At 67.7% G+C, this 6242-nt stretch carries 7 protein-coding genes and 1 pseudogene; 3 read left to right on the top strand and 5 right to left on the bottom strand.

Annotated elements, in window-relative coordinates:
• Positions 1 to 211: 211 nt before the first annotated feature.
• Positions 212 to 1057 carry a chorismate mutase gene (locus ACE3S9_RS13085; protein WP_374546910.1) on the top strand — a complete coding sequence of 282 codons (846 nt, stop codon included), beginning with the start codon at positions 212 to 214 and terminating at the stop codon, positions 1055 to 1057.
• On the opposite strand, the gene ACE3S9_RS13090 is transcribed toward ACE3S9_RS13085, so the two are convergent.
• The 5 genes from ACE3S9_RS13090 to ftsE all read right to left on the bottom strand — a co-directional run bounded on the left by ACE3S9_RS13090 (position 1051) and on the right by ftsE (position 5211).
• On the bottom strand, positions 1051 to 2073 hold the full coding sequence (locus tag ACE3S9_RS13090; RefSeq protein ID WP_374546911.1) for a DUF2125 domain-containing protein: 1023 nt from the start codon (positions 2071 to 2073) through the stop codon (positions 1051 to 1053). The genes ACE3S9_RS13085 and ACE3S9_RS13090 overlap by 7 nt on opposite strands.
• Before the next feature lie 157 nt (positions 2074 to 2230).
• Complete coding sequence (locus tag ACE3S9_RS13095; protein WP_374546912.1) at positions 2231 to 2620, bottom strand: hypothetical protein; 390 nt, start codon at positions 2618 to 2620, stop codon at positions 2231 to 2233.
• 60 nt (positions 2621 to 2680) lie between these two features.
• Positions 2681 to 3460, bottom strand: coding sequence for a lysophospholipid acyltransferase family protein (locus ACE3S9_RS13100; RefSeq protein WP_374546913.1), 780 nt, complete (start codon positions 3458 to 3460; stop codon positions 2681 to 2683).
• Between the two features lie 105 nt (positions 3461 to 3565).
• Positions 3566 to 4540, bottom strand: coding sequence for a cell division protein FtsX (locus tag ACE3S9_RS13105; RefSeq protein ID WP_374546914.1), 975 nt, complete (start codon positions 4538 to 4540; stop codon positions 3566 to 3568).
• A gap of 8 nt (positions 4541 to 4548) precedes the next feature.
• On the bottom strand, positions 4549 to 5211 hold the full coding sequence (ftsE, locus tag ACE3S9_RS13110) for a cell division ATP-binding protein FtsE (protein ID WP_374546915.1): 663 nt from the start codon (positions 5209 to 5211) through the stop codon (positions 4549 to 4551).
• Between the two features lie 134 nt (positions 5212 to 5345).
• Between ftsE and ACE3S9_RS13115 the strand changes: the two genes are divergently transcribed.
• Both ACE3S9_RS13115 and ACE3S9_RS13120 read left to right on the top strand, forming a co-directional pair.
• Positions 5346 to 5945, top strand: coding sequence for a DUF3426 domain-containing protein (locus ACE3S9_RS13115; protein ID WP_374546916.1), 600 nt, complete (start codon positions 5346 to 5348; stop codon positions 5943 to 5945).
• Positions 5942 to 6242: pseudogene (locus tag ACE3S9_RS13120) on the top strand (hypoxanthine phosphoribosyltransferase); the annotation flags it as partial. The gene ACE3S9_RS13115 and the pseudogene ACE3S9_RS13120, both read left to right, overlap by 4 nt.

A 6242-nucleotide genomic window follows, 5' to 3' on the forward strand; every position in this document is an offset into this window, starting at 1 on the left:
GGCCTCGGCCAGGCTGGGATGGGGGTCGGAGGAAAGGTCGGTCAAGAGTTCCGCTTGTTCGATTTTCCGAACGGATCGTTTGCTAGATAGGTGTAGGGGCGCCGCGAAGTCAAGGAAGGCGCCGGCGCCGCATTTGCGCGCGGCGCGGCGGCGTCTATAGAAGGGGCTGCAAGATCCGGCGCGATCCGCGTCCAAAAGAGCGACCCAACCCATGAGCGAACCGACCGCGCTGGAATCCCTGGCCGAACTGCGCGAGGAAATCGACCGGATCGACGGCGAGATGCATGAATTGCTGATCGAGCGGGGCGGGATCATTGACAAGCTGATCGCGGTCAAGGCGCGTCAGGGCGGCGGATCGGCATTCCGGCCGGGCCGCGAGGCCGACATGATGCGGATCATCGCCGCGCGGCATCGCGGCCGCCTGCCGCTCGATACGGTCGAAAGCATCTGGCGGGTGATCATCTCGACCTTCACCTTCGTCCAGTCGCATTATGGCGTGCACGCGGACCTTTCCGGCGGCGACGCCGCCATGCGCGATTCGGCGCGGTTCCATTTCGGCTTCACCGTGCCGCTGCTCGGCCACGCCAGCCCGGGCGAGACCGTTGCGGCGGTGGCGGCTTCGGCGCGGCCGGACGGCGGCGGCGATCTCGGCATGTTGCGCGCGCAATGGCGGGCGGGAGAGGAGCGATGGTGGGAGAGCCTCGCGGCGGCCGGCGCTCCGAAGATCATCGCGCGGCTGCCTTTCGTCGAGCGGCCGGATCATCCCGCCGGCATGCCGGTCTTCATCATTTCCAATCCGCTGGCCGAAGCCGCCGCCCGCGACGTCGCACTGTTTTCGGCGCAATGGGCGGGCAAAGGCCCGGAGTCCGCCGCTTTTCACGCGGCCTCCTGCGAGGTTCTGGCGCGGGCGACGACGCCCGGGCCTGAATCGCTGTTGGTTTCGGCGCCGGGCGCCTGGGATGTCGCACGCTTTTCCGCTGCCTTCGACGCGGCGGACCATGTCGCCTGGATCGGCAGCCATGCGGGGCGGTTCACCCTCGCCGAGCGCGATCAATAGACCGGCGACAGCGAGACAGGCAGTCGGATCGGCCCGAGCAGGACCTGGCCATTGACCAAGGTCAGCGGCAGCGAGAGCGTGTCGGCCTTGGCGGGCGCGGCCTGAGGCTTGCCCAGCAGCGCGCCGAGAATCGCGCCGGCTTGGGCCGCGGCGACGGGAACGCCGAGGCGCGCCAGCAAGGGCCCCGCGCCTTCGGCCGTGACGCTGAGCGTTCCGGCCGGTCGATGCGCGTCGTCGAGCGAAAGCGCGCCCTGAATGCGGAGATTGATGTCGCCGGATTGCCATTCGAATCGGTCGACGGCGACCGCGCCCGCGTTCTTCCGCCAGGTCTCCGCCGCGTCCCGCCAGGTCGCCGCCGGCGCGGGCGTCGGCGTGATGGTCCCGGCGAGCGTGAAGCGGGCGGGATCGTTCTTTTGCAGCAGCGCTTGCAGCGCCGGAACGGTCAGGCCGTCTCCGGTCAATTCGTAGCGCAACACATTCGCGCCGGGCCCGGATTGGGTCGGGTTTAGCGAATCGGCTTTCAGGCTCAGGCTTTGCAGATTGAAGGCGACGCCCGCTTCCGGCGATTCGGGGCGCCAGTCGAGCGCCTTCATATCCAGTCGCGCCGCGACCATGCCCGCGAGGGACCAAGCGATGTCGAGCGTCATGCCGTCGTGGCGGAGCTTGGCCAGCGGCGCGCCGCCGGCTTTCTGCGCGACCAACGGGCTGGAAAAGGCGAGCCGGATGTGGTCGGGGGAGAACAGGCTCGTTTCGCCATGCGCTTCCTCCGCCCCGAAATAAAGGGTTTCCCCGCCGACGCGGACGGGCGCGGCGAAACCGTTGCAGCTCAGCTTGAGCCTGAAGGGAAAGCCGCCGATGTCGCTCGACTGGCACAGGTCGGCGATAGAAAGCCCGCCCAGCGCGGGCTCGTGCACGGCGGCGGCGAGGCGATTGGCCGAATAGAGCCAGAACGGACCGATGGCGAGACAGACAAGAACGATGAAGCCGATGATGAGGCGACGGCGGTAGCGAGCCATGAAGCAGTCCTGTCGCCCAAAGTCCCGTCGCTCGCCGTCCGGTCGTCTGTTGCGCGACGGCCTGGGCCCGATCTCTCGCCAGGCGGGGTCCAGCCCGGCGATTCGTCGGCCATCCTAAGCCAAATGAAGGCGCAATCGAGATCGGCGCCTGAAAAAATCAGGCGGCGAACCGGCGCATGGGCGAAAGATCGCGCAGCACGAAGGCGCGCTCCTCGGCCGTCTCGGCGAGCAGATGGACATGCCATTCATTGGCGCCGGCGGCGCGCGCCCTTTGCGTCCAGAACCGCAATTCGTCGCCGGCCTCGTCGGGGCTCGGCGCAAAGGCGAACAGCAGCGTCGCGCCCTTGGCCTCGCGGCGCACGGCTGCGACAATGGCGCGGCGGCAATCGAAAGCGGGCGGCTCGCCCGGCGCATAGACCGAACAGATATAGCGCCGCCCCGACGCGCCCTGCCAGCTGTGGAACAGCTTTTCAAGCCCGGTGCGCGACAGGCTGGCGAGCGGGCTATTGGCGAAGATCGGACGCGGAGCGACAAGCGGGCGGGTCATGTTCTGTCCTTGCACGACGAAACGTCACGCAAACAAAGAAAGAACAAAACGGGGGTAAAGTCAATTCGTCGCCGGGGCGGGACAAGAGTCTTTTTCGAGATTGACCGCAAGGCCCGGATCCTTGGCGAGGGCCTCGGCGATCAGGCGGTCGGAGGCTTTCTCGAGGCCGTCCTTGAGAATTTTCGCGAATTGGCCATGAGGCAGGCCTGCCGGAATGACCGGCAGGAATTCCACCAACACCGTTCCCGGCCGGCGCAGAAAGGTGCGGCGCGGCCAGAACAGGCCGGAATTCAGCGCCACCGGCACGCAGGGGGCGCGCGTGGCGGCATAGAGATGATTGACCCCGCTCTTGTAGAGCGGCGGCGCGCCGGCGGGACGCCTTGTGCCCTCGGGGAAAATGAAAATGGCGCGGCCTTCCTTGACCGCGGCGCCGGCCTTGTCGACCAGTTCGCGCAAAGCCGCGCTGCGGCTGGCCCGATTGATGGCGATCTGGTTGCTGAACAGCAGATATTGGCCGAACAGCGGGATGAAGGTCAGCTCACGCTTCAAAATATAAGTGAAATCCTCGACCTGCGTGACCAAGGCGATGGTTTCCCAGGCCGATTGATGTTTCGACGCGATGATGACGCCATGCCCGCCGCGCAGGTTCTCAAGGCCACGAAATTCCACCTTCATGCCGCACAGCACATCGAGCAGCCACAAGGTCGCGTGGGCCCAGAGGCGGGCGAGGCCGAGAATCGCCCTGCGGCCGAACAGGATGGTCGGCAGGCCGCCGATCGCGAGGATGGCGGTCACGAGATAGAAGGCGAAGTTGAACAGCAGCGAGCGGATGATGAGCATGGGCGCCTTTGTGCCGGACCTCCGCCCAAATGAAAAGCCCGCGCGCGGCGGTTGGCGCCATGTGCGCGAAGCTGTCGCGCAAATGCCGCAGTCGGGCCGGCGCCGTCAGTCCTTGGCGACGTAAAATTCGCCGAGCGCGCGAAACACGATGACGCGCGACATCAGGCCGGCGATGAGGGCGACGGCGAACGAGATGGTCGCTATGGCGACAATCCCGCCCCAGCCCAGCGAAAAAGAGCCGAACAGCGCCTCGGCCTGTTCGCCGCCGGCGCTGGTGGTCCATTGCCGCGACAGGAAGCCGAGCGCCAGGAACAGCAGCACCGCCGCCGCGCCGCCGGCCGCGCCGCCGCGCAGGCCGAGCCGCAGGAAATGGAACTGGAACTGTCGGGCGATGAAACTATCCGCCGCGCCGACGAAATGCAGCGCCTCGATGATCTCGCGATTGCCGGCCATGGCGCCGCGCGTGGCGAAGCCGACCGCCAGCGCCATGGCGATCAGCACCAGCACGAACACGCCGACCGCCGCGCCGACCACGACCTGGGCCATGGTGTCGAGCCGCTGCATCCAGGCGCCGTGATTGTCGAGGCTGGCGTTGGGCAAAGCGAAATCGAGCGCGGCGCGCAGGCTTTTTTCGTCGATGGTCTTTTTCGGGTCGCGCCGCACGACGATCATGCGCGGCGTCGGCAATTGACTGAGGTCGAGCCCGGCGCCGAGCCAGGGCGAGAGCAATTCCTCCGATTGCTGGCGCGTGAAGGCGCGCGCCTCCGCCACGCCGGGGAAAGCGGCGGCGACGCTGGCGGCCTTGGCGGCGTCGGCCTCGATGTCGCGTCCCGGGCGGGGCGTGACCTGAACCGTCATTTCGAGGCCGACGGCGCCGCGCCATTGGCTGGACGCATCGGCGAGAATGATGGCGAAGCCGGCGGAAAGCGCGGCGAGAAAGGTCATGATGGCGACGACGATGGCCAAGGCCCGCCCGGCTACCGTTTCCGCGGGAACCAGCGGCGTATGGCTCCAGGCGTCCTCCATCGCGACGGTTTCGAGCGGCGGCCGTGCGGGCAGGGGGGCGGAGGGCTCGGCCATGGGCGCGCTCATTCGTAGATATGCAGCCGGCCGTCGCCGAGCACGAGCCGCCGCGCCCTGTCGAACTGGTCCATCAAGGCGAGATCATGCGTGGCGATGACCACCGACGTGCCCGATTTGTGCAATTCCAGGAACAGCCGCATCAGGCGGCGCGCCAGCGAGGGGTCGACATTGCCGGTCGGCTCGTCGGCGAGCAGCAGTTGCGGCCGCATGATGAGCGCCCGGGCGATGGCCGCGCGCTGTTTCTCACCGCCGGACAGCACCGGCGGATAGACATGCATCCGCTCGCCGAGCCCGACCCAGCGCAACAGCTCCATCACCTCCAGCCGATAGCTGGCCTCGTTGCGCTCCTGCACGCGCAGCGGCAAAGCCACGTTCTGATAGGTGGTGAGATGGTCGAGCAGGCGGAAATCCTGGAACACCACGCCGACCTTTCGGCGCAAGGCGGTCAGCGCGGGCTTGTCGAGTTCGGCGGAATCCTTGCCGAACAGTGAGATCAGCCCGCGCGTCGGCGGCATGGCGAGCAGAATCAGGCGCAAAAGCGTGGTCTTGCCGGCGCCGGAGGGGCCGGTCAGGAACTGGAACGAGCGGGGCGCGATGTCGAAGGAAATGTCGCGCAGGATCTCCTCGCCCATCCCGTAACGCAGGCCGACATTCTCGAACCGGACCAAACAAGCTTCCTTTCGGCATGTCCGCCGCGCGGCGAATCGCTTTCTTTAACGCGCTTTTAACCATAGCAGCACACCAATGAATTGCGACAAATCGCTCAAAGCCGTCCCCAGCCCGATCCCCGCAAGGCCTCTTCATGCGAGCCGTTTCTTCGCTTCAGCCCTCCGCCCTTTCCGCCTTCGCGCCGCCCGCGCTCACTCGGGGCGAAATGGCGGCGGTCGCGGCCTCGTCCAGCCGCTGCGCTGCGCCATCGGGCGTCGCGATGGCTCCCGCGCCGTCGGAACGGCGGCGTCGCGCCCCGGGCGTGGGAAGCTGGATCGCAATCGGGCTGGCGGCCTGGGCCATTTTGATCGGCGGCCGCGCCCAGATCGTGCGCCTCGCGCCTGCGACGGCGCCGCTCTACGCGTCTGTGGGTCTTGGCGTGAACCTGCGGCAGATGGACATTGGCCATGTCACCTCGCGCCTCGCCGACGAGGACGGCCGCCAGATCCTGATCGTGGAGGGCGAAATCCACAATCTCGCCGAAGCGCCGCGCGCCGCGCCGCGGATGCGGCTCTCGGTGCTCGACGGCCAGGGCCAGGAAATTTATTTCTGGACCGCCGCGCCGCCCAAGGCGCGGCTCGCGGCCGGCGAAAAGGCGGAATTCCGCGCCCGGCTTGCGGCGCCGCCCAAGGAGGGGCGCGACGTGCGCGTGCGCTTCGCGGCGGAGAGCGACCGTTCGGGACGGGACCGTTGAGCGCCGCCCAGGCGACCGTCCTGTTCGACGAGACCGTCCTGGCCGCTCGGATCGAGCAGATTGCGCAGGCCATCGTCGCCGCCGCGCCGCGCGATCCGATTGCGATCCCGATCATGACCGGCGCCTTCGTCTTCGCGGCTGACCTGTTGCGCGCGCTGCATCGCGCCGGCCTTGCGCCCGAGGTCGATTTCATCCAGATCGCCAGCTATGGCGCGGGCGTGCAATCCTCCGGCCGCACGGAATTGCTGCGCGACCTTCAGGCCGATGTGACCGGCCGCGACGCGCTGCTGATCGACG

The sequence above is a fragment of the Rhodoblastus sp. genome (assembly GCF_041915505.1).
GTDB lineage: Bacteria > Pseudomonadota > Alphaproteobacteria > Rhizobiales > Beijerinckiaceae > Rhodoblastus.

Bases quoted from the DNA above. Each gene is read 5' to 3' on its own strand.
- ACE3S9_RS13105 (WP_374546914.1), bottom strand. From the start codon at position 4,540: ATGGCCGAGCCCTCCGCCCCCCTGCCCGCACGGCCGCCGCTCGAAACC.
- ACE3S9_RS13100 (WP_374546913.1), bottom strand. From the start codon at position 3,460: ATGCTCATCATCCGCTCGCTGCTGTTCAACTTCGCCTTCTATCTCGTG.
- ACE3S9_RS13115 (WP_374546916.1), top strand. From the start codon at position 5,346: ATGCGAGCCGTTTCTTCGCTTCAGCCCTCCGCCCTTTCCGCCTTCGCG.
- ACE3S9_RS13090 (WP_374546911.1), bottom strand. From the start codon at position 2,073: ATGGCTCGCTACCGCCGTCGCCTCATCATCGGCTTCATCGTTCTTGTC.
- ACE3S9_RS13095 (WP_374546912.1), bottom strand. From the start codon at position 2,620: ATGACCCGCCCGCTTGTCGCTCCGCGTCCGATCTTCGCCAATAGCCCG.
- ACE3S9_RS13085 (WP_374546910.1), top strand. From the start codon at position 212: ATGAGCGAACCGACCGCGCTGGAATCCCTGGCCGAACTGCGCGAGGAA.